Annotated in this window: 19 protein-coding genes; 5 read left to right on the forward strand and 14 right to left on the reverse strand. The window is 56.3% G+C overall.

Annotation, left to right across the window (positions count from 1 at the left end; translation table 11 throughout):
• Positions 1 to 15 precede the first annotated feature (15 nt).
• On the forward strand, positions 16 to 759 hold the full coding sequence (locus AUP42_RS05040) for a hypothetical protein (RefSeq protein WP_062949548.1): 744 nt from the start codon (positions 16 to 18) through the stop codon (positions 757 to 759).
• On the forward strand, positions 756 to 1,943 hold the full coding sequence (locus tag AUP42_RS05045) for a sulfotransferase family protein (protein ID WP_062949550.1): 1,188 nt from the start codon (positions 756 to 758) through the stop codon (positions 1,941 to 1,943). The genes AUP42_RS05040 and AUP42_RS05045 overlap by 4 nt, the downstream gene beginning before the upstream one ends.
• A gap of 53 nt (positions 1,944 to 1,996) precedes the next feature.
• On the opposite strand, the gene AUP42_RS05050 is transcribed toward AUP42_RS05045, so the two are convergent.
• From AUP42_RS05050 to AUP42_RS05075, 6 genes are all read right to left on the reverse strand, one after another.
• The gene (locus tag AUP42_RS05050) at positions 1,997 to 2,182 is read right to left on the reverse strand and encodes a hypothetical protein (RefSeq protein ID WP_062949552.1); all 186 of its coding nucleotides are present in this window, start codon (positions 2,180 to 2,182) and stop codon (positions 1,997 to 1,999) included.
• Complete coding sequence (locus AUP42_RS05055; RefSeq protein WP_062949554.1) at positions 2,179 to 3,540, reverse strand: amidase; 1,362 nt, start codon at positions 3,538 to 3,540, stop codon at positions 2,179 to 2,181. Before AUP42_RS05055 ends, AUP42_RS05050 begins: the two co-directional genes overlap by 4 nt.
• Before the next feature lie 12 nt (positions 3,541 to 3,552).
• The gene (locus AUP42_RS05060; protein ID WP_062949556.1) at positions 3,553 to 4,974 is read right to left on the reverse strand and encodes a TRAP transporter large permease; all 1,422 of its coding nucleotides are present in this window, start codon (positions 4,972 to 4,974) and stop codon (positions 3,553 to 3,555) included.
• Between the two features lie 44 nt (positions 4,975 to 5,018).
• Positions 5,019 to 5,591 (reverse strand): TRAP transporter small permease subunit, encoded by a 573-nt coding sequence (locus AUP42_RS05065; protein ID WP_062949558.1) that lies wholly within the window; start codon positions 5,589 to 5,591, stop codon positions 5,019 to 5,021.
• Between the two features lie 97 nt (positions 5,592 to 5,688).
• Positions 5,689 to 6,852, reverse strand: a complete 1,164-nt coding sequence (locus tag AUP42_RS05070; RefSeq protein ID WP_062949560.1) for a TRAP transporter substrate-binding protein — start codon at positions 6,850 to 6,852, stop codon at positions 5,689 to 5,691.
• A 202-nt stretch (positions 6,853 to 7,054) separates the two neighbouring features.
• A complete protein-coding gene (locus AUP42_RS05075) occupies positions 7,055 to 8,020 on the reverse strand; it encodes a 2-hydroxyacid dehydrogenase (RefSeq protein WP_062949561.1) in 966 nt (321 codons plus the stop codon).
• A gap of 344 nt (positions 8,021 to 8,364) precedes the next feature.
• Between AUP42_RS05075 and AUP42_RS05080 the strand changes: the two genes are divergently transcribed.
• On the forward strand, positions 8,365 to 9,960 hold the full coding sequence (locus AUP42_RS05080) for a hypothetical protein (RefSeq protein ID WP_062949562.1): 1,596 nt from the start codon (positions 8,365 to 8,367) through the stop codon (positions 9,958 to 9,960).
• A gap of 126 nt (positions 9,961 to 10,086) precedes the next feature.
• Here the strand turns inward: AUP42_RS05080 and AUP42_RS05085 are convergent, their stop codons facing one another.
• From AUP42_RS05085 to AUP42_RS05105, 5 genes are all read right to left on the reverse strand, one after another.
• Entirely contained in the window at positions 10,087 to 11,250 is a 1,164-nt protein-coding gene (locus AUP42_RS05085) for a Gfo/Idh/MocA family protein (RefSeq protein ID WP_062949564.1), read from the reverse strand.
• Between the two features lie 36 nt (positions 11,251 to 11,286).
• Complete coding sequence (locus tag AUP42_RS05090; RefSeq protein WP_062949566.1) at positions 11,287 to 12,342, reverse strand: sugar phosphate isomerase/epimerase family protein; 1,056 nt, start codon at positions 12,340 to 12,342, stop codon at positions 11,287 to 11,289.
• Between the two features lie 157 nt (positions 12,343 to 12,499).
• On the reverse strand, positions 12,500 to 13,468 hold the full coding sequence (locus tag AUP42_RS05095; RefSeq protein ID WP_062949568.1) for an ABC transporter substrate-binding protein: 969 nt from the start codon (positions 13,466 to 13,468) through the stop codon (positions 12,500 to 12,502).
• 64 nt (positions 13,469 to 13,532) lie between these two features.
• Positions 13,533 to 14,546 (reverse strand): ABC transporter permease, encoded by a 1,014-nt coding sequence (locus AUP42_RS05100; protein ID WP_062949570.1) that lies wholly within the window; start codon positions 14,544 to 14,546, stop codon positions 13,533 to 13,535.
• Positions 14,539 to 16,092, reverse strand: coding sequence for a sugar ABC transporter ATP-binding protein (locus AUP42_RS05105; RefSeq protein WP_062949572.1), 1,554 nt, complete (start codon positions 16,090 to 16,092; stop codon positions 14,539 to 14,541). Before AUP42_RS05105 ends, AUP42_RS05100 begins: the two co-directional genes overlap by 8 nt.
• A 186-nt stretch (positions 16,093 to 16,278) precedes the next feature.
• Here AUP42_RS05105 and AUP42_RS05110 point away from each other — a divergent pair, with 186 nt between their 5' ends.
• Entirely contained in the window at positions 16,279 to 17,310 is a 1,032-nt protein-coding gene (locus tag AUP42_RS05110; protein ID WP_062949574.1) for a LacI family DNA-binding transcriptional regulator, read from the forward strand.
• A 25-nt stretch (positions 17,311 to 17,335) separates the two neighbouring features.
• Here AUP42_RS05110 and AUP42_RS05115 read toward each other — a convergent pair whose 3' ends face one another.
• The 3 genes from AUP42_RS05115 to AUP42_RS05125 all read right to left on the reverse strand — a co-directional run bounded on the left by AUP42_RS05115 (position 17,336) and on the right by AUP42_RS05125 (position 19,036).
• Entirely contained in the window at positions 17,336 to 17,821 is a 486-nt protein-coding gene (locus AUP42_RS05115) for a VOC family protein (protein ID WP_062949576.1), read from the reverse strand.
• 143 nt (positions 17,822 to 17,964) lie between these two features.
• Positions 17,965 to 18,555, reverse strand: coding sequence for a TetR/AcrR family transcriptional regulator (locus AUP42_RS05120; RefSeq protein WP_062949578.1), 591 nt, complete (start codon positions 18,553 to 18,555; stop codon positions 17,965 to 17,967).
• A gap of 7 nt (positions 18,556 to 18,562) precedes the next feature.
• The gene (locus AUP42_RS05125; RefSeq protein ID WP_062949580.1) at positions 18,563 to 19,036 is read right to left on the reverse strand and encodes a DUF1348 family protein; all 474 of its coding nucleotides are present in this window, start codon (positions 19,034 to 19,036) and stop codon (positions 18,563 to 18,565) included.
• Between the two features lie 521 nt (positions 19,037 to 19,557).
• On the opposite strand from AUP42_RS05125, the gene AUP42_RS05130 reads away from it, so the two are divergent.
• Entirely contained in the window at positions 19,558 to 20,655 is a 1,098-nt protein-coding gene (locus tag AUP42_RS05130) for a carboxynorspermidine decarboxylase (protein WP_062949582.1), read from the forward strand.
• Positions 20,656 to 20,668: the final 13 nt, after the last annotated feature.

A 20,668-nucleotide genomic window follows, 5' to 3' on the forward strand; every position in this document is an offset into this window, starting at 1 on the left:
CAGGAACGATGACGCATGGGAATACTCGATTGGCCCGCCCCCGCCTTTAGCACCCTTGATGCCCTGATGGCAGATGCCCTCGGACCGTTTGGACGCGTCCTGATCTGGGCGCTGGTCTGTGCGGTGATTTCGATGCTGCTTTATAAGGTGCTGTCGCCGCAAACCCGCATCAAGGCGATCAAGGAACGGCTGAAAGAAGCCCGCAAGGCCATGGCCGAAGACGATGGCGAGGATTTCGGCGAAGGCATGAAGCTGGCCAAGGCACAGCTTGCCCAGTCGCTGAAACTTGTCGGTTTCGTCATCGGCCCGGCGGTTGTCGCATCCCTGCCCGCCCTTGCGATGATCGTCTGGCTGGACGGGCAGTACGGTTATAGCTGCCCGGCACCGGGGCAGCAGGTTTCCATCAGCGCCCAGCCGGAAAATGTCGCCATCGAACAGGTCGGCATCAATCCGACAGGCCTTGAAGACGGTGCCTGTCCTGTTGTTCAGGTGCCCGGTGCCAGTGACGGTGAAACCTATCTGGTGGCACCAGCCGCCGCCATTCCCGTGATCCATCAAAAACAGTGGTGGAACCTGATTATCGGCAATCCGGCGGGCTATCTGCCCGACGACAGCCCGGTAACACAGCTTCGTTTCGAATTGCCAACCCAACAAATCATCAGCGCCGGCCCGGATTGGGCACGTGGCTGGGAACTGACTTTCTTCCTTGCCCTCGTATTGGGGTCGCTGGCGATCAAAAAAGGATTTCGCATCGAATGACTGGCCAAACGACATCCGAAAAATCAACCACACCCGCGTCTAATGGCGCCGCCTTCCATGTATCGGGCTGGGATAACTGGCTAAGCGGCCTGATTGCCCGCCACCCGATGCAATGGATCAGACTTGGCAATTTCGAAACGAAACTTGCCGGTGATGCGATTGAAGATGTCCAAATAGAAAAGCCGGTCTTTGTCGCAGGGCTCGCCCGATCCGGCAGCACGATCCTTCTGGAAACGCTGGCACGCCATTCCGATGCAGCAACCCATCGCTACCGCGACTATCCGCCGGTTTTCACACCCTATCTGTGGAACAAGTTTGTCGATCTTGCCCCCAAGGGCAAGGAGGTTGCGGTTGAACGCACCCATGCGGATGGCATCAACATCACGCCCGAAAGCCCCGAAGCGTTCGAGGAAATGATCTGGATGGCGTTTTTCCGTCACCTGCATGACGTCAATGAAAGCAACGTCCTTGATGGTCAGATCAGCAACCCGGCGTTCGAGAAGTTCTATCGCGATCACATCCGCAAACTGATCCATGTGCGCGGCGGCAAACGCTATATCTCCAAGGCGAACTATCTGGTCACCCGGATGGAGTATCTGCTGTCGATCTTCCCCGATGCCAGATTCGTTCTGCCGGTGCGTGATCCGCTGTGGCATATCGCATCCCTTGCCAAGCAGCACGACCTGTTCTGCAAGGGCGAACAGGATAACCCGCGCGCGGTCGCCCATATGCAGCGTGTCGGCCATTACGAATTCGGCCTTGATCGTCGTCCGATCAATACCGGCGATCTGCACGCCACCCGCCAGATCATGAAACACTGGAACGAAGGCGACGAAGTCGCCGGCTGGGCCCATTACTGGAGCGACCTGCACCATTACATCGCTGATCGTATGACCGTGAACAAGGCGCTTGGCGATGCAACACTGGTGGTCCGTTACGAGGATTTCGTCGCCGACCCGGCAAATCAGTTACGCCGCCTGTTTGATCATGTTGATCTGCCGGGTGCCGAACCGATCATCAATGAAGTCGCCCCCACCATTCACGCGCCGACCTATTACCGGCCGAAATTCAGCGACGAAGAAATTGATCTGATCCGCGATGTCACGGCAATTGCAGCCGCCCGTTTCGGGTATGACAGCAAACCGGAACAAGCTGCCCACATGGCCAAAACAAAACGCGCCTAGGGATTTTGAAATCCCCGGCGCGCCCCGAAACAATCAGCGTGAATTAAAAGCGATCAGTGATGGTCGCTTTTTCGCCCTGTGGCCATATGCCAGAAATCCCATGCACACAGCGCCAGCGTGATCCCGACCATAATGCCAAGATCCCAGCGCGTGACATATCCAAACAGAATGCCAAGAAAGCCCCCAAAGACGATAAAGGCCAAAATCGCCATTGCCTGATCAAGACGTGACGGTATCATGACGATGCTCCTTCATTTTCAGAATTCGTAACAAATTCAACGAGCCAGCGCGCCGTTCGAAGCAACCGGGCATCATCACCGCGCCGCCCGACAAGCTGCACGCCCATCGGCAACCCGTTTTCCGCCCAAAGCAACGGCAGCGTAATCGCAGGCGTCCCGCACAACGTCCAAAGACCGTTAAAAATGGCATTCCCGGTCGTATCAAGGCTTCCGGGGGCCGGGCCCGGTGCCGCCGGGGTGATGATCACATCACAACGCTGGAACACTTCATCAAGCGCAACATTGTAAAGATCGCGCCAGTCCAGTGCGGCAAGATAATCCCGCGCCGTGACCTTGTTCCCCGCGTCAAGCGCCTCTGTCATCTGCGGGGATAATTGATCGCGTCCGCGCTTTTCATAGCTGTAATAACATTTCGCCATTTCGGCAAAATTGATCTTTGCCCGCAGGTCGGCGGCATCATCAAATGCCTTCGGCAGGGGTGCCTCAAAGCACTGTTCGCCCAAAACGCTCGTCAATTCGCGAAATGCCATGACGGTATCGTCATCGGCCACACTGTCAAACTGTGGTGGGCGGACAAAGGCCAGTGTCGGCGTTACCAGCGGCGTTGATTTGGCGGCTTCCTGCAAACGCGGGGTGGGTTGCAATGTCGTCGCCCGGTCACGCGCGTCATGCCCGAACAGAATTTCGGCAATCATCGCCGCCCCTTCGACGGAACGGGCAAACACACCAATGGTATCAAGCGACGGTGACTGGGCCAGAACCCCGGTACGGGAAATCGCGCCAAAGGTCGGCTTTAACCCGACCACCCCACAAAACGATGCCGGCCGGATAACCGACCCGCCTGTTTGCGTTCCTACGGCCAAAGGCACCATCGCCGCGGCAACTGCCGCCGCCGACCCAGCCGATGATCCCCCCGGCGTATGGGATGTGTTGTGCGGGTTGCGTGTTTTGGACGGGCACATGAAGGCCATTTCGGTCGAAACCGTCTTGCCCATGATGATCGCGCCCGCCGCACGCAGCTTTTCAACCAGCACCGCATCCTCGGTCGGCACCCGTCCCTTATCAAGCGGCGTGCCATTTTCGGTTGGCATCCGGGCCGTATCGATAACGTCCTTCAGCCCAACGGGCAGACCATGCAACGGGCCGATCGGCATGCCCGACTGGCGGCGCGCGTCAAGCGCACGTGCCTGTGCCAGGACATAGTCACCATCAAGATAGGCCCACGCCTGAATTTCCGGTTCAAGTGCCGCGATCCGCTCAAGGCAGGCCTCGGCATACTCGACGGCCCTCACGGCACCGGATGCCAGCCGGTCACGCAGTTCGACCACGTCAAGGTTCAGCAACGGATTAAGTGTCATACCGACGGCCTCCTAACGTGCGCCATAGAACAGATCCGGCAGATGGAACACGATCTGGGGGAAGGTATACATCAGAACCATGCTGACAATCACCATGAACAGGAACGGCATGATCCCCTTGAAGATATCCGTCAGCAAAATACCCGGAGGCGAAACACCCTTAAGATAATAGGCCGACATTGCCATCGGCGGCGTCAGGAAGGATGTCTGCAGGTTCAGCGCGACGAGGATACCAAAGAACAGCGGATCAATATCAAACAGCGGCAGCAGCGGCAGGAAGATCGGCACAAAGATGATGATGATTTCCGACCATTCCAGCGGCCAGCCAAGCAGGAAGATGATCAACTGCGCCAGCAGCAGGAACTGAAGCGGCGTCAGGTCAAGCCCGCCAACGAACTCGGCAATGACATGCTCGCCACCAAGATACGAGAACACCGACGAGAACGTATAGGACCCGACAAACAGCCAGCACACCATCGCCGATGTCCGCACCGTCAGGTAAACGGACTCGCGCAGCCGGTCAAAGGTCAGCGCACGATACGCCAGCGCCAGAACCATCCCGCCCAGCGCCCCGATGGATGCCGCCTCGGTCGGGGTTGCCAGACCAAACAGGATCGACCCCAGAACCGCAAGGATCAGGAATGCCAGCGGGAAGAACGACGTCCCCAGCATCCACAGAACCTTGGGCAACGGCACATCGGGAATTTCATCGGATGTCGGACGCGGTGCGGCTTTTGGCTGCAACAAGGCACGCCCCACGACATAAAGCAGATAAAGCCCGACCAGCGTCAGGCCCGGCAACAGCGCACCGGCATAAAGCCGCACGATCGACACACCCGATGCCGCGGCATACACAATCAGCATGATCGATGGCGGGATCAGAATGCCCAGCGTCCCGCCGGCACAGATGATGCCAGTGGCAAAGCTTTTGTCATAACGGGCCTTGATCATCGCGGGCAGTGCCAGCATCCCCATCAGGGTCACCACCGCACCGACAATCCCGGTCGCGGTCGCAAACAGCGCACAGGTCACAAGGGCGGCAACGCCAAGCGAACCGGGGACATTCTTGGCGGCGATATTCAGTGTCGAAAACAACCGGTTAACGATATTGGCGCGTTCAACGATGTAGCCCATGAACAGAAACAGCGGAACAGCGGTCAGGACCTCGTTGGACATCACGGTGTATGTCTGGTTGATAAACAGATCGAATATCCGGTTATTCACCGCCCCTTCGATCCAGGTTATCGCCGATGTCAGGGTATCGCTGTCCTCGGCCAGACGGTCAAAGGCACGCCACATGCGTCCTGCGTCAAAATACGCGTAGTAACCAAAACCAATCCCCAGCGCCATCAGCGTAAACGCGACGGGAAAGCCAAGGAAAACAAGCATAATGAAGATGCCAAGCATCATCAGGGCGACATGTGCGTCAATCACGTTTGCAGCTCCGTTCGGACCGGTTATCGCGGGTTTCGATTTGGTTAGTTGTCTTTTGCGACATGCTGCTTCATCAGCAATTCTTCGGTTTCTTCGACATCGTCATCGGCACCGCGCCAGTATCCTTCACGCATGCACATGATGCAGCGCATGACCTGCGCGATCCCCTGAATGAACAGCAGAATCCCCGCAGCCACCATAATGGCCTTGAACTGAAAGATCGGAACGCCCGCCGGGCTGTTCACGCTGACTTCCCCGTATCCCCAGGACCGCGATGAATATTTCCAGCCTGTCAGGATCAGGGCCGTAATGCCGGGGAAGAAAAAGAAGATGTAAAGCACAAGGTCGACAGTTGCCTGTGTTCTTGGCTTCCAGAGACGGTAAAGGAAATCACCCCGCACATGGCCCCCGCGCGACAGCGTATAGGCTCCGCCCATCATGAATAACGAGCCATACATGATGAAGGAAACGTCGAGCGACCATGTCGTCGGCGCATTAAAAACATAACGCGCCATCACTTCGTAACTCATTCCCAACGTCATCAGGATGATGAGCCACCCGAAAGCCTTGGCAAACCAGGCCGAAAGCTTGTCCGCGAATTCAATAAAGCTGATCATGAAGTCTTTTCCGTTACCGTAGCAACCGCCCCGGAGGCCATATGGCCTCCGGGGCAGCCTTTGGGTCAGACAAACCGTATGAAACCGGTGGGTTTCATTACAGTTTCAGTTTGCCCGGGAAGTAGTGGTCATAGGCAAGCTGATAATCGGGCGAGTTCATCAGTTCATAATAGGTCACGCGCTCAACCCAGGCACGCTGGCTATCAAGAACCTTCTTCATGAACGGATCTTCTTCAAGCTGCGGGATCAGTTTGTCCCAGGCATCAAGCTGGGCAGCCAGAATTTCCTTCGATGTACGATGGATGGTAACGCCTTCGTCTGCAAGTTTCTGCAGGTCGGACGAATAATTGTCCATCGCAAGTGCGGTGTTCGACGTCGAAGCCGCTTCCACGCCATACCGCAGGATCGCCTGCAGATCAGGTTCGAGGTCTTCATAGAAATCACGGTTGAAGATGAACTCGAAGCTTTCGGATGCCTGATGATAGGACGACAGATAGTAGTTCTTCGCCACATCCTGCGCGCCAAAACGCATGTCCGAAGACGGGTTGTTGAATTCGAACGCGTCAATCACGCCGCGTTCCATCGCCGGAACGATCTCGCCACCCGGAAGCTGTGCGACCGACATGCCCATCGATTGCAGCAGATCGGCAGCCAGACCCACGGTACGGTATTTGAAGCCCTGGATATCGGCGACAGAATTGACCTCTCCCTTGAACCAGCCGAACGGCTGGGCCGGCATCGGGAAGCCAAGAAGACCAATCACGTTCAGCCCCATAACGTCCTGGGTCAGTTCGCGATAGAATTCTTCACCGCCACCGGCATAGAACCAGCTCAGCATGGTGGTTGCAGAACCACCAAACACCGGACCGGTACCAAACAGCGACGCCGCCTTGTTCTTGCCGTACCAGTAAACCGGCACGGAATGGGCGATATCAATCACGCCGTCATTGACGCCATCGAGAACCTGGAACGCCCCGATAACGGCACCGGCCGGCAGAAGGTCAACCTTCAGGCGACCACCCGACATGGCTTCGACACGATCGGCATATTGCTTGGCAAACGTCATCCAGATATCGGATGACGGCCAGGACGTCTGCATTTTGACGACCAAAGGTGCAGGTTGTGCATGAACTGCCGGGGCGGCGAACAGCCCCGAAGCAGCAGCGCCACCGGCAACAACACCGGTAGCACCCTTGGTAAGGAACGAACGGCGGGACACTTGCTTGGACTTCACGTCTTCAGGCGTAGGTATCTTTTTCATTACTTCCTCCCAGAATTATCGCCGCACCCGACAACTAATTGGCGGAAAATAGGCGATGATTTTCAGCCTTACATAGGCCCTGACCTGATACAAGGGACATCGAATATTTGGCCTTCCACCATGTGGAAAACTTTTTTCGATTATTATTTTCCGAAACATGACGTGTTCCGGAATTTAGCAAGTTCTTGTTTTTGGCGCGCCGTCAGGCAACGCGATCCTGCGGTTGCCCGCCGGAAAAGAAGGCATCAAGATTATCCAGCGCCCGAAAGCCCATGGCATCACGCGTTTCTTCAGTCGCAGAGCCTATATGTGGCAACAGGAAGACGTTTTTCAACGACGACAGATCGGGGTTTCCACCGGGTTCCTTGCGGAACACATCAAGCCCGGCCGCAAACAGCTTGCCGCTTTGAAGCGCGTTGATCAGGGCATCCTCATCAACCAGATTGCCACGCGCCGTATTGACCAGAATGGCCCGATCCGGCAGCAATGCGATGGTTTTCTCATTGATGATGCCGGTCGTATCGGGCGTCGCCGGACAATGCAGCGACAAGACATCCGATACCGCCAGAAGCCCCTCGACCGTGTCGTGGAAAACAGCACCCTTCTCAAGGTGACCCGGCAGACGGGACCGATTGTGATAATGCACTTCCATGCCAAAGCCACGTGCGCGTTCGGCGGCAACCTGCCCGACGCGGCCCATGCCCAGAACGCCAAATCGCTTGCCGGTCACCTGCCGCCCGACCATAAAGGCCGGCGACCAGAAATCCCATTTCCCGGCCCGCACCATGGCATCACCTTCCGCACCACGCCGGGCCGCGCCCAGCATGCACAGCATGGCGATCTCGGCCGTCGCATCGGAAAGCACATCGGGGGTATTGGTGACCGTGATCCCGGCCTTCTTTGCTGCCTCAAGATCAACATGGTCGACACCGACCGAATGATTGGCAATGATCCGCAACCGATCACCAAGATCGGCAATGACATCGGCACTGAAATGTTCGGAATGGCAGGGAAGAACCGCGTCAACATCCTGACAGCGCGCAATCAGCTCATCACGCGAAAAGACGTGATCCGCGTCGTTCAGAATGACCTGATAATCACGCGCCGCACGCGCCTGGACCGCATCGGTCAGGCGCCGGGTGATCAGTAGCACAGGCTTCTCCGCCATCGTCTACTCCCTGTTTCCTGCATGGATTGCAGTTTTCTTTATACCGCATTGAAACACTTTCGCGGCAGATAGAACAATAGCATATCAACCCAACAGGGTGACTTTTCCACCAGATGGAATACCAGACCGCCTTGCCCGTCATCGCAAAATCCCCGGACGCCCCCTTTCCGTAACGGCACCCGGCCATAAAAAAGCAGGCGGTCGATCACAAGGATCGCTGGCTGAACTGAACTGCACCACAGCCTCGACAAATTTCATGTCGTTGTGTTTGCCTTTGCCTCTTCCCCAATTCACCCTTCTATGCACAAATATTGATATGTTCGATCTGCATTGGGGGGGGATCTATGCAGAAAGCTGTTTTCAAAGCACGCCGTCTGTCACATGCAGGCACCCTGCTTGTCGCACTCATTGCCCTTGTCGGCTGCCAGACGACCGACATCACCACCGCGACCAGCGACTTTTTCAGTACGCTCACCAATGCGAGCGAAACTTCAGGAACTGCGCCTGCAACAAAGCAGGCGGCCTCCGGTGAATCGACTGCCGCGTCTGCAACGCCTGAAAACACGATAAAAAAGTCGCCATACAAATGGGGATTACTGACCCTCCTCGTTGGCGGGGGTGGACCAAGTGGGGACGATTGGTATCTTTTTGTCTATCCTACCGCCAACACCCAAAATTTTGTTGGCGTCAACGGGCCAATGCTGACCATCGCCAATACGCATAGCGTTCAGCTATGGCCGGGCGATTATCGTGTCATCGTCCGACATAATACGGTCGATAAATTCGACAAGGTCGTTACGATTTCGGCCGGAGAAACGCTGCGCCTGACCGGGGAATACGGCTATTTCTCCAACTCCGTAAAATCCGAACGCTTTCCGTTTTACAACGAATTCCAGCTCCAGTTGGCCACTGTACTCAACAGGACCGAAGACATCTTTCTGCCTGTCGTCGTTGCCTGGAGCGGGCAATGGAAGTTCGAGTTTTTCGGCCCGCAACTCAATGGTGAGGTCAACGGCCCCGGCCCCGTTCGGATATCGAAGGATGGCAATGAAGAAGCCCGCATCATCGAGGCTGAAGTCACCCCCGAAAGCATCACGGGCACGTTCGAACTGTCCGATGGCGGCAGGTTTGAGGGACGCTTTGACCAGTCAGAATTCAGGCTGGCCCCCAGCCCCATCGTAAAATGGAAGAATGGGGAAACCTTCGAAGGCACATTTGATGTTGTTGTGCCCAAATCAGGAAAACTTACCCGCCGAAGCGGCTCGGTGTGGGAAGGCGAGATCGCCAATGGCAACCCGACGGGCAAGGGCCGCATGACCGCCCCCGATGGTCACTGGGTTGAATACGACAATTATGAAATGAAAGAAAATTTCATCGGATTGCGCCCGTGTGGTTCGGTCTCGCAGCCTGATGGAACCTGTCCGTATTACAAGGGCAAGGAACTGGCATCAGAAGCCGAACTCAACGCAAAGATTGCCGAAGACAAACGCCTTGCCGAAATTGAACGTCAGAAACGCGAAGAACAGCGCAAGGCTCAAATGGCCGCCGCCGCTGCGGCAGTAGAAGCACAACGAAAAGCCGCCACCGAACAGGCCGCGCGCGAAGCCGCCATGCCCCAAAAGGCTGATGACTGCACCACCGCTACCGGCACCTTTAGCGCCGATGGCAACCTGACCACCTACACCATGAACGGATCAGGCAGCGGCAGTGGGCATTTCCGGCAATTCACCTATGGCGGCGGGGCGCAGTATCAATTTGATATCGATTTTCGATTTGATACGACCCCGGACAGCATCACCTTCCAATATGATGAGGGCATATATCGCGATGCATCAAGCGGTGCGGTTCTGCAACGAACCTCGATCCCCGGCGGCAGTGCACGATGCAGCTTCAATGGCCGAATTCTGACCATTGATGGCAAGGAATTTGTGCAGAACTGAAAAATATGGGCCGCTACCATGCTGGCGGCGGCCCGATAGCCTGACACAGGATCAGACGGGAAGAACCCAAAAACGGGAACAGAATGTCTGGTTTATTTTCCCGGATAATACCCGGGCAATAACCGTTTAAATCTTGGTCCAGACTGCGCCGCTCTTTGCAGAACGTACCACTGCCTCGACAAATTTCATGCCTTTGACGCCTTCATTGATGCCCGGGATCAGCATCGATGCAGGATCGGCCTTGCCGTTGGTAATCCGCGCGATCAGCTGATCGGCGAAATCGGTGTAAAGATTGGCAAAACCTTCAAGATAACCTTCCGGGTGGCCCGGCGGCACGCGGACCCCACGCAATCCGGCTGATCCGATCCCCGCCCCGCCGCGCGTCATCAGTTCCGGGCGGCCGTCAAGCGGGCGGAAATGCAGATGGTTGGGATGTTCCTGCGCCCATTCAATGCCGCCCTTGTCGCCATACACCCGAAGCCGAAGACCGTTTTCATGGCCAATCGCCACCTGGCTTGCCCACAGCATCCCGCGCGCACCATTGTCGTATCGCAGCAGGATCTGGACATTGTCGTCAAGCTTGCGGCCCGGCACGATGGCATCGATATCCGCGCACAGTTCCGAAATCTCAAGCCCGGTGACAAAATCGGCAAGGTTATGGGCATGCGTTCCGATATCGCCCAAGGCCCCGCCCATCCCGGCCTTGGCCGGATCGGCACGCCAATGAGCCTGTTTGTTGTCGGTATCCTCGACACGGGTCGCCATCCAGCCCTGCGGATATTCAACCTGTACCAGACGGATATCGCCAAGCTTGCCATCACGCACCATCTGACGGGCTTCGCGCACCATCGGATAGGCGGTGTAATTATGCGTCAATGCGAACAGAAGCCCGGTTTCGCGCACCTTGGCCGCCAGCAATTCGGCTTCTTCAACATTCAGGCAAAGCGGCTTGTCACAAATCACATGAATACCGGCATCCAGCATCGCCATCGCGGCTGGAAAATGCAGGTGGTTTGGCGTGACAATCGCACAGGCATCAATGCCATCCTCGCGCGCGGCTTCCTGTTTGGCCATGTCGGCAAAACTGTCATAGGACCGGTCGGGTGCAATAAACAGTTCCGCCGCCGATGCGCGTGCAATATCGGGTTTGGACGACAACGCCCCGGCGACCAGTTCATACCGGTCATCCAGACGGGCCGCGATGCGATGCACCGCCCCGATAAACGCCCCCTGTCCGCCACCAACCATGCCAAGGCGGATGCGCCGCGCCGGATTTTTCGTCTCAGTCATGTCAATCTCCGTCCTGAATGGTTTTCTGCCGCCGACTTAATCAAGCCCCAGCAGACGCCGGTTCGTTGCCTCGTCCGTGCCGCCATCGGCGAAATCGTCAAACGCCTTTTCGGTCACGCGAATAATGTGGTTGCGAATGAAATCGGCCCCTTCGCGGGCACCGTCTTCGGGATGTTTAAGCGCGCATTCCCATTCCAGCACGGCCCAGCCATCAAAATCAATCGCCGCAAGCTTCGAAAAGATCGCGCCAAAATCAACCTGCCCGTCGCCAAGCGACCGGAACCGCCCCGCACGCCCGACCCAGCCCTGATAACCGGAATAAACGCCCTGCCGCCCGGTCGGATTAAATTCGGCATCCTTGACGTGGAACATCTTGATCCGGTCGGCATAGATATCGATGAAATCAAGGTAGTCCAGCTGCTGCAGGACAAAGTGGCTCGGATCATAAAGGATGTTGCACCGTGCGTGGTTCTTGACCCGTTCAAGGAACATCTCGAACGTCACACCATCAAACAGGTCTTCACCCGGATGGATTTCATAACAGACATTGACGCCATTTTCCTCGGCCACATCAAGGATCGGCAACCAGCGTTTTGCCAGTTCATCAAACGCGGTTTCAATCAGCCCGGCCGGGCGTTGCGGCCACGGATAGACATAGGGCCACGCAAGCGCACCTGAAAATGTCGCATGATCGCCAATGCCCAAATGGCGTGACGCCCGGATCGCGGCCTTGACCTGATTGACCGCCCATTCCTGGCGCGCCTTCGGGTTGCCGCGCACTTCGGGGGCGGCAAAACCGTCAAACATCTCGTCATAGGCCGGATGAACCGCCACAAGCTGCCCCTGCAGATGGGTCGAAAGCTCGGTAATCTCGACACCATGTTCGGCCAGAATACCCTTGGCCTCATCACAGTAATCCTTGCTTTGGGCAGCCTTTTCGACATCGAACAGGCGCTTGTCCCAGCTCGGGATCTGCACCCCTTTATAGCCAAGCGACGCCGCCCAGCGTCCGATATTGGAAAGGCTGTCAAACGGGGCCTCGTCCCCGGCAAACTGGGCAAGGAAAATCGCCGGTCCCTTAAGCGTTTTCATACTGACCTCGTGTGTTTTCTTCCGGGTGGCCCGGATGTCATCTGGTGACGAAAGTGATGTAAAATTCGAACCCCGCCCGGCCTGTCGTGACAGGGCGGGGTTCCTTCTGCTTGCTCGCGTTTATTCAACAACGCCAATTCGCATCAGAACAGCCGGATCAGAACGGGCTATCCGGGAAGTAGAAGTTCTCGGCATTTTCCTGGGTCACGACGGTCGCCCCCAGAATGTAACGGCCTTCAACCGCCGCATTGGAAACGAACTTCATCGCGGTGATGTCCATCGCGGTTGCGATCATCGATGGCGGATACAGAACGTCAATCGGGGTCAGTTCATCGCCATCCATCACGCGTTTGATGATGTCCTTCATGCCAGCCCCGCCAACGATGAACAGTTCATCGGTCCGATCGGCCTGCTTGACGGCTTCGATGACGCCAAGCGCGATGTCATCATCCTGCGCCCAGACAGCATCGATTTCCGGGAAGCGCGACAGGAAGTCCTGCATCACTTCATACCCGTCATCACGGTTCCAGTTGGCGTGCTTCATATCAAGGACCTCGATATCCGATCCTTCGATTGCCGTCATGAAACCTTCGACGCGTTCTTCGTCAATCACGGTCGGGATACCGCGCAGGATGACGATCTTGCCTTTGCCATCCAGACGTTCCTTGATGTATTCGCCCGATACACGGCCGAGTTCCGGGTTGTTACCCGCAACATAAACATCCTCGATCCCCGGCAGGGAAAGACCACGGTCAACCACGGTCACAAACTTGCCCGCTTCCTTGACCTGCTGGACCGGCACGGTCAGCGGATCGGATTCAAACGGCAGAACCACCAGTGCATCGATATTCTGAACCGATACCAGATCTTCAAGATCGTTGGCCTGTTCACCCGCACCATTGGCGGTAACAACAATGATATCAAGGTTCGGATAGGTCGCCTCAAGGCGCTTTTCGGCCTGTTCCGCGTGGTAGTTCAGACCACCGGCCCAGCCATGGGTCGCCGCCGGGATCGAAACCCCGATCTTTACCTTTTCCTGTGCCAGTGCCGTGGTCGATGCCAAGGTCGATGCAAGACCAAGACCCACAACGCAGGCCGCCCCGAGAAACTTTGTAATCGTTTTCATTCAAGCTTCCTCCTGATCAAAAAATGATTCTGTACGTCATCTTGAGCCGGACGTTGATCGCCGGTTATTTGCTTTTCTTGCGTCGCCAGTCCCCGCGCTGCAGGAACACGGCAACGATAATGATCAAGCCCTGAACAGCCCCGTTCAGGTAATTGCTGATCGCATCGGTAAGGTTAAGGATATTGCCAATCGTGGTCAGCATGATCGCACCAACCACCGTGCCCCAGATGCGGCCATAGCCACCCTTAAGCATCGTGCCACCGATGATCACGGCCGCGATGGCTTCAAGTTCCCAAAGAACACCGGTCGAACTGGATGCGGAACCAAGACGGGGCACATAAATGATGGTCGCAATCGACACGCAAAGCCCCTGAATGACATAGGTCATCGTCTTGACCCGGTCGACATGGATCGCGGAATAACGCGCAACCTGCTCGTTCGAGCCGATGGCAAAACATTTCCGCCCGAACGGCGTCATGTTCAGCAACACATAACCGGCAACCGCCACCGCAAGGAACACCAGAACCGGCACCGGAATGCCCAGCAATTCGCCGTAATAAACCGGGCGATAGGTGCCGCGCACCTCGAAATCAAGCGAAAGCGTGCCGCCATCGGCCATATAGGTCACAAGCGACCGATAAATCCCCATCGTGCCAAGCGTCACGATAAAGGCCTCGATCTTGCCCTTGGTACTGACCAGCCCGTTGACCGCCCCGGCCCCGATGCCAAGAATGATGCTTAACACGATCCCGATCAGAACGGTTTCAAGCCCCGGTCCGAGTGTCTCGACCAGCGTATTCATAACGACAATCATCGCACCGGATATGAACGCCGCCATCGAACCGACCGAAAGGTCAATCCCGCCCGCCGTGATCACAAAGGTCGCACCAACCGCGATAATGCCGATAAAGGCCGCACGGGTGAAAATATTCGAAAGGTTGCCGCCACTCAGGAAGGCGTCATTGATCGCCGTTCCCAGAACAAACAGCACAACAAGGGCCATAAACGGGCCAAGTGCCTTGAAATCGACGGAAAAACGGGGCGAGGCACCTGCCTCGCGGCGCTCAAGGCTACTCATGAACAGACACTCCCTCCTGGCCTGATATTCCTGTCGCGTGCCGCATGATTTCATGTTCGTTGCGGTCGTTTCCTTCAAGAATGCCGGTAATGCGTCCGGCCGCCATGACCGCGATGCGGTCCGACAGGCCAAGCATTTCGGGCATTTCCGACGACAGAAGAATGACGGATTTTCCGCGATCGGTCAGACCGCCGATAAAATGGTAAATCTGGCTTTTGGTGCCGATATCGATGCCGCGTGTCGGCTCGTCGATAATCACGATATCCGGATCGGTTTCCATGACCTTCGCCAGCAAAAGCTTCTGCTGATTGCCACCGGAAAAATCACCAACCTTTGCCTTGCGGTCGGCTGCCCGGATATCAAACGCCTCAATCGCCTTTTCAAGGGCGGCTTCTTCCGCCTTGCGATCAACGATCACGTTGCCGAATTTTTCCAGCGCCAGCAATGTCAGGTTGGGCCGCATATCCATATTCAGCAACAACCCGCTGCCTTTCCGGTCCTTGGTCAGATAGGCGATGCCGCTGTTTTTGGCATCCTGCAAACTTGCGATCCGCACCGGCTTGCCATCGCGTTCAATCGTCCCCGACGATCTTTCGCGAAGGCCGATAATTGCCTCCATCAGGGCGGTCCGTCCCGCCCCGACGATCCCGGCGAAACCAAGGACCTCGCCCTTATGCAGGTCGAAACTCGCATCACGCACCTGTCCGGGCACCGAAAGATCACGCACCGATAAAACAATCGGCGCGCTGGTATCCGATACCCGATGCGGGAACATCTGTTTGATATCGCGTCCGACCATCAGGCGCGCCATGTCATCCTTGCTAAGGTCAACCACCGGCTCGGTCACGATGTGGCGGCCATCGCGCAATACGGTGACGCGGTCGGCAATGGCTTTGATTTCATCAAGCTTGTGGGAAATATAAAGGATCGCAACACCCTGTTCGCGCAGACGCCGGATCTGATCAAACAGGATTTCAACCTCGCGCCCGGTCAGAACTGCGGTCGGTTCGTCCAGGATCAGGATATCGGCCTTTTTGCTCAGCGCCTTGGCAATTTCGACCATCTGGCGATCAGAAACCGAAAGATCACGAATACGGGTACGCGGATCGACATCGCATTGAAGCTGTTCCAGAAGCTTTTTGGCTTCGGCGCGCATCGCGGTTTTATCAAGGAACCAGCCGCGTTTGATTTCGCGACCCAGGAAAATGTTTTCTTCAACGGTCAGTTGCTCGGCAAGGTTCAGCTCCTGATGGATCAGGATCACCCCGTGCCCTTCGCCTGCCTCGCTATCGGCAAAGCTGATGGATTGGCCATCAAGGACAAGCTCGCCCTCGGTCGGTTCGTGATAGCCCGACAGGATTTTAACCAGTGTTGATTTGCCCGCACCGTTTTCGCCCAAAAGCGCGTGCACCTCGCCCGCATGCAGATCGATGGGCACATCGAAAAGCACCTGTGCCGGGCCAAATGATTTGCAAATCTTCCGGCCGGAAAGACGTACTTCGCCCCCGATACCGGGATTAACGGCATGAACAGCCGCATCCGTCATTTATGTAGCCTCCCTAGCGTCGCATTGATGCGATCAACTTTTGATTGCCTCTTGTGTAAACGTTTTCATTCATTATGTAAACCTTTACATTTTTCATATGGTGATGAAAATCACACCGGTTATCAGGGCCATTACCGCGCCATCAATGCCGCTGGACAGCTTGCAAGCGGCAGAGTAGGAAGAAGAATGATCGAAAAAATCGCGACGATTGAAGATGTTGCCGAACATGCCGGGGTATCCATTGCCACCGTCAGCCGTGCCTTGCACAAACCCCATGTGGTTTCCGAAAGCACGCGCGAAAAAGTGCAAACCGCCATCGCCGCGACCGGTTATACCGCCAATGTCATGGCCCGAAACCTCCGCCTGAACCGGTCCGGCATGATCCTTTTGCTGGTCCCCGACATCGGAAACCCCTTCTTTTCGGAAATTCTGTCGGGAATCGAACAGGGCGCCAGCAAGGCGGGCTACAACGTCCTGATCGGCGATACCCAGAACGAACCCGAACGCGAAGCCACCTATGCCGCCTACCTGCGCAGCAATCAGGCCGACGCCATGATCCTGCTGAACGGGCGCCTTCCGGCACCGCTTGCCAATACCCCGCGCGGGATCATTCCGCCCGTGGTCATTGCCTGCGAACGCATTCCGGGCTGCAACCTGCCGACCGTGATCATCGACAATGAAAAGGCCGCCTATAGCGCGACAAAACATCTGCTGGACCTTGGCCACAGCCGCATCGCCCATATCGCAGGCCCCGCCAGCAACATCCTGACGACCGACCGCGTTGCCGGTTATCGCCGCGCGCTTTCCAGCAGCGGCATCGAAGTCAACCCGTCGCTGATTTATCGCGGCGATTTTTCGATTGAATCGGGGATTTCGGCGGCCCGTGCCCTGCTTAAAGACAGCAAAAACCGCCCGACGGCATTTTTCTGCTCATCGGACGGTATGGCAATCGGCGTCATTGTCGCGGCCAAGGAACTCGGCCTTCGCGTGCCCCACGATGTATCCGTGGTTGGTTTCGATGATATTCATCTGGCCGCCAATTACGACCCGCCGCTCACAACCGTGCGTCAGCCGCGCCGACGATTGGGTGAACAGGCGATTTCGCTGCTGCTTGCCCGGCTTGATAAAGCTGGCGCGATCCCGGAACCGGCGGAAAACCCGGTCATTGTCCCGACCGAACTGATCATCCGCCAAAGCACCGGCCCCTGCCCGACCTGACCTGAAGCCCAATCACAAAATCTGATCAGCGATTGGCGATCTTCTGCCATTCTTCATAAACCGAACGTGCCCGATCTTCGTGATCGTCACTGTATTTCGGCTGATCGGCGGCAAAGATTTCAAACCGGATGCCGTTCGGATCGCGGATGAACAACCGGCGCGATTTCCCGTCATCCTCGTTATGGTAAACCACCTTGTGCTGGAACAAATGGTTCTGCCAGGCAATCACATCACGCGGCGTATCGCACCGAAGCCCGATATGAAACACGTCGTTGGGCATGTCGGGATCATCGGGATACGGTCCGGTATCGGCTGGCCAGTCAAAGAATGACAGCCGCGTTCCATCGGTCAGCGCAAAGGTAATCAGCAGAAAATCGCTTTTCCATGACGGGCTGTAACCGCTTTCGGCATGAACCAGCCGCGCCTTCAGAACACGGGAATAAAAATCATCCGTCGCCGCAAGATCGCGGGTCGGAAAGGCCAAGTGATCGACACTGACGGGTGCAGGCATGGACGCCTCCTCATTTGTCGCTTGGAATGATCCGGGGTCAGGCCCCTAAATCACTATAAAACTTAATCATCGCATCCCGATGATCAAGGGCCGCACGGTCGGCAATTTGTCATTTTTTGATACCGTGATGGTATCATACCCCGTCAGGGTTCCGTGCGCCCGCTTCCCTGATCCGGCCCCGCCAGCAACCCGGTTTCAACCCGCGCCATGGCGCGCTCAAACACCGCCGTATCGTCCATCGCGCGCGATAAAACCAGCGCCCCCTGGATCGATAAAATCGCATCTTCGGCAATGTCCGATGCCCGGTCCGCATCATGCCCGATCCGGACAAGCGCCTGCTGCAACGACCGCTGCCAGACCGCAAAATAATCGCGGATTGCGTCTGAAAAACGGTCGCGCACATTATCAAGCGCAAAGGCCCCGATCAGGCACACCCGCTTGCCCGACCAGAAATAGGTCGCGACCGAACGGCACATTTCCAAAATCGCCGCCCGTGGGTCATCCCCGTCACGCAGCGGCTTGTAAACCGCATCCTCGAACCAGCCATCGATCTCGCGAAGCACTTCGGATGCCATCTGCTCTTTGCCGCCCGGAAAGAAATGATAAAGGCTGCCCTTTCCCAGACCCGTCCGGCTGGCAATCAGCGAAAGGCTCGCCCCTTCATAGCCATACTCGCGGAAAATCTCCGCAAGGACGGGAATAACATCGGAACGCTCCGCGATAATCTTTGGCATGGCTTACTTATAATCCCAGATCGGACAGGCCCGGATGATCGGCCGGGCGCGGCCCCGAACGGTCCCAGAAGAATTTGCGGTCTTCTTCGCGGATCGGCATGTCATTGATGCAGGCAAACCGGCGATGCATCTGGCCATTCTCGGCAAATTCCCAATTCTCGTTGCCATAGGCCCGATACCAGTTCCCGGAATCATCACGATATTCATAGGCAAAACGCACCGCGATCCGGTTGCCGTCATGCGCCCACAACTCTTTGATCAATCGATATTCCAGTTCCTTGTTCCATTTGCGGGTCAGAAAGGCAATGACCTCCTCACGGCCATTGGCAAATTCCGCACGGTTCCGCCAGATCGTATCGGGCGTATAGGCCAGCGACACCCGCGCCGGATCACGGCTGTTCCAGCCATCTTCGGCCATGCGGACTTTCTGGATTGCGGTTTCCCGGGTAAAGGGCGGCAGGGGTTGGCGTAGCTCACTCATCGTCGGCTCCATCAGCTCTATTGTACCAATCGGTAAACAATTATCCATTCGGTACAAAAAAGCAATAGCGCAGATGCCATCGCGGGCTTTTTGCCCCGCAACCATGCAAAATCCGCGATTTGGTGATAGTGTTGGAAATCCGGCTTGCGCAAAGCCCCGCCGGGCAGACCCAAGTTTCACGAAACGGAAACCTGCATCTGATTGTCGTCTGTTTCCCTATGGAATCAAACTGTTACCCTTGCAAATCCTGCATCAAAAGGCCCAAAGGCCCCGGTAATTTAAAGGCCACGCGATCAGACAATGTGGTCACACTGTTGACCCGTATGCGCCCCGCTGCTATTGGGTCGCGGCGCATGCGATACAGGCACAAAGTGCCTTCGCATCGATGGTATGAAATTCGTTGGCGCAAACCGGGCTTGAATGCCGAACCTTGCGGGGAATGTTTGCCGGTCGACGGACGTTTTCCGTGTTGTCTTTTCGGTCCCTGAAAACAGGGCCTTCGGTCGAGGAACCAGAATACGATGCCGCATACGCCTTATTATCTGATCGATAAATCGAAACTGCTGCGCAACATGGAAAAGATCGCCTATGTGCGCGAACATTCCGGCGCAAAGGCGTTGCTGGCATTGAAATGCTTTGCAACCTGGTCGGTCTTCGATTTCATGTCGGACTATATGGATGGCACGACATCCTCGTCGCTGCACGAAGTCAAACTGGGCCGCAAGAAATTCGGCAAGGAAACCCATGCCTATAGCGTGGCCTATGCCGATTCCGAAATCGACGAAGTGATCGAAAACGCCGACAAGATCATCTTCAATTCGATCAGCCAGCTTAACCGCTTTGCCGATGCTGCGTCCGGCATCGTGCGCGGCCTTCGCCTGAACCCGCAGGTTTCAAGTTCCAGCTTCGATCTGGCCGATCCGGCCCGCCCGTTTTCGCGTCTTGGCGAATGGGACGTCACCAAGGTCGAGGCCGTCATGGACCGCATTTCCGGCTTCATGATCCACAATAACTGTGAAAACGCCGATTTCGATCTGTTCGACAAAATGCTGGGCGATATCGAAACCAAATTTGGCTCGCTTCTGTCGCGCGTCGAATGGGTCAGTCTCGGCGGCGGCATTCACTTCACCGGCGACAATTACCCGCTTGATAAATTCTGCGCCCGCCTCAGGGCCTTTTCGGAAAAATACGGCGTTCAGGTTTATCTCGAACCGGGCGAAGCCTCGATCACCAAAAGCACGACGCTCGAAGTCACCGTGCTTGATACGCTGTTTAACGGCAAGAACCTTGCGATTGTCGATAGCTCGATCGAGGCCCACATGCTCGATCTTCTGATCTATCGCGAAACCGCCAAGATTGAACCGAACACGGGCGATCATGCCTATATGATCTGCGGCAAGTCCTGCCTTGCCGGTGACGTTTTTGGCGAATTCAATTTCGAAAACGAGATCAAGGTCGGCGACCGTATCTCGGTACAGGATGCCGCCGGTTACACCATGGTCAAAAAGAACTGGTTCAACGGTGTCGGCATGCCGTCCATCGTGATCAAGGAACTCGACGGCAGCGAACGCGTTGTACGTGAGTTCACCTTCGATGATTATGTTTCGAGCCTTTCGTAAAAAGGCGCTTTGG

Source organism: Thalassospira lucentensis (assembly GCF_001613805.1).
GTDB classification, from domain to species: domain Bacteria; phylum Pseudomonadota; class Alphaproteobacteria; order Rhodospirillales; family Thalassospiraceae; genus Thalassospira; species Thalassospira lucentensis_A.

Excerpts from the sequence above, each read along its gene's own strand:
- AUP42_RS05040 (WP_062949548.1), top strand. The coding sequence starts at position 16 with ATGGGAATACTCGATTGGCCCGCCCCCGCCTTTAGCACCCTTGATGCC.
- AUP42_RS05045 (WP_062949550.1), top strand. The coding sequence starts at position 756 with ATGACTGGCCAAACGACATCCGAAAAATCAACCACACCCGCGTCTAAT.
- AUP42_RS05050 (WP_062949552.1), bottom strand. The coding sequence starts at position 2,182 with ATGATACCGTCACGTCTTGATCAGGCAATGGCGATTTTGGCCTTTATC.
- AUP42_RS05055 (WP_062949554.1), bottom strand. The coding sequence starts at position 3,540 with ATGACACTTAATCCGTTGCTGAACCTTGACGTGGTCGAACTGCGTGAC.
- AUP42_RS05065 (WP_062949558.1), bottom strand. The coding sequence starts at position 5,591 with ATGATCAGCTTTATTGAATTCGCGGACAAGCTTTCGGCCTGGTTTGCC.
- AUP42_RS05070 (WP_062949560.1), bottom strand. The coding sequence starts at position 6,852 with ATGAAAAAGATACCTACGCCTGAAGACGTGAAGTCCAAGCAAGTGTCC.
- AUP42_RS05075 (WP_062949561.1), bottom strand. The coding sequence starts at position 8,020 with ATGGCGGAGAAGCCTGTGCTACTGATCACCCGGCGCCTGACCGATGCG.
- AUP42_RS05080 (WP_062949562.1), top strand. The coding sequence starts at position 8,365 with ATGCAGAAAGCTGTTTTCAAAGCACGCCGTCTGTCACATGCAGGCACC.
- AUP42_RS05085 (WP_062949564.1), bottom strand. The coding sequence starts at position 11,250 with ATGACTGAGACGAAAAATCCGGCGCGGCGCATCCGCCTTGGCATGGTT.
- AUP42_RS05090 (WP_062949566.1), bottom strand. The coding sequence starts at position 12,342 with ATGAAAACGCTTAAGGGACCGGCGATTTTCCTTGCCCAGTTTGCCGGG.
- AUP42_RS05095 (WP_062949568.1), bottom strand. The coding sequence starts at position 13,468 with ATGAAAACGATTACAAAGTTTCTCGGGGCGGCCTGCGTTGTGGGTCTT.
- AUP42_RS05100 (WP_062949570.1), bottom strand. The coding sequence starts at position 14,546 with ATGAGTAGCCTTGAGCGCCGCGAGGCAGGTGCCTCGCCCCGTTTTTCC.
- AUP42_RS05105 (WP_062949572.1), bottom strand. The coding sequence starts at position 16,092 with ATGACGGATGCGGCTGTTCATGCCGTTAATCCCGGTATCGGGGGCGAA.
- AUP42_RS05110 (WP_062949574.1), top strand. The coding sequence starts at position 16,279 with ATGATCGAAAAAATCGCGACGATTGAAGATGTTGCCGAACATGCCGGG.
- AUP42_RS05115 (WP_062949576.1), bottom strand. The coding sequence starts at position 17,821 with ATGCCTGCACCCGTCAGTGTCGATCACTTGGCCTTTCCGACCCGCGAT.
- AUP42_RS05120 (WP_062949578.1), bottom strand. The coding sequence starts at position 18,555 with ATGCCAAAGATTATCGCGGAGCGTTCCGATGTTATTCCCGTCCTTGCG.
- AUP42_RS05125 (WP_062949580.1), bottom strand. The coding sequence starts at position 19,036 with ATGAGTGAGCTACGCCAACCCCTGCCGCCCTTTACCCGGGAAACCGCA.
- AUP42_RS05130 (WP_062949582.1), top strand. The coding sequence starts at position 19,558 with ATGCCGCATACGCCTTATTATCTGATCGATAAATCGAAACTGCTGCGC.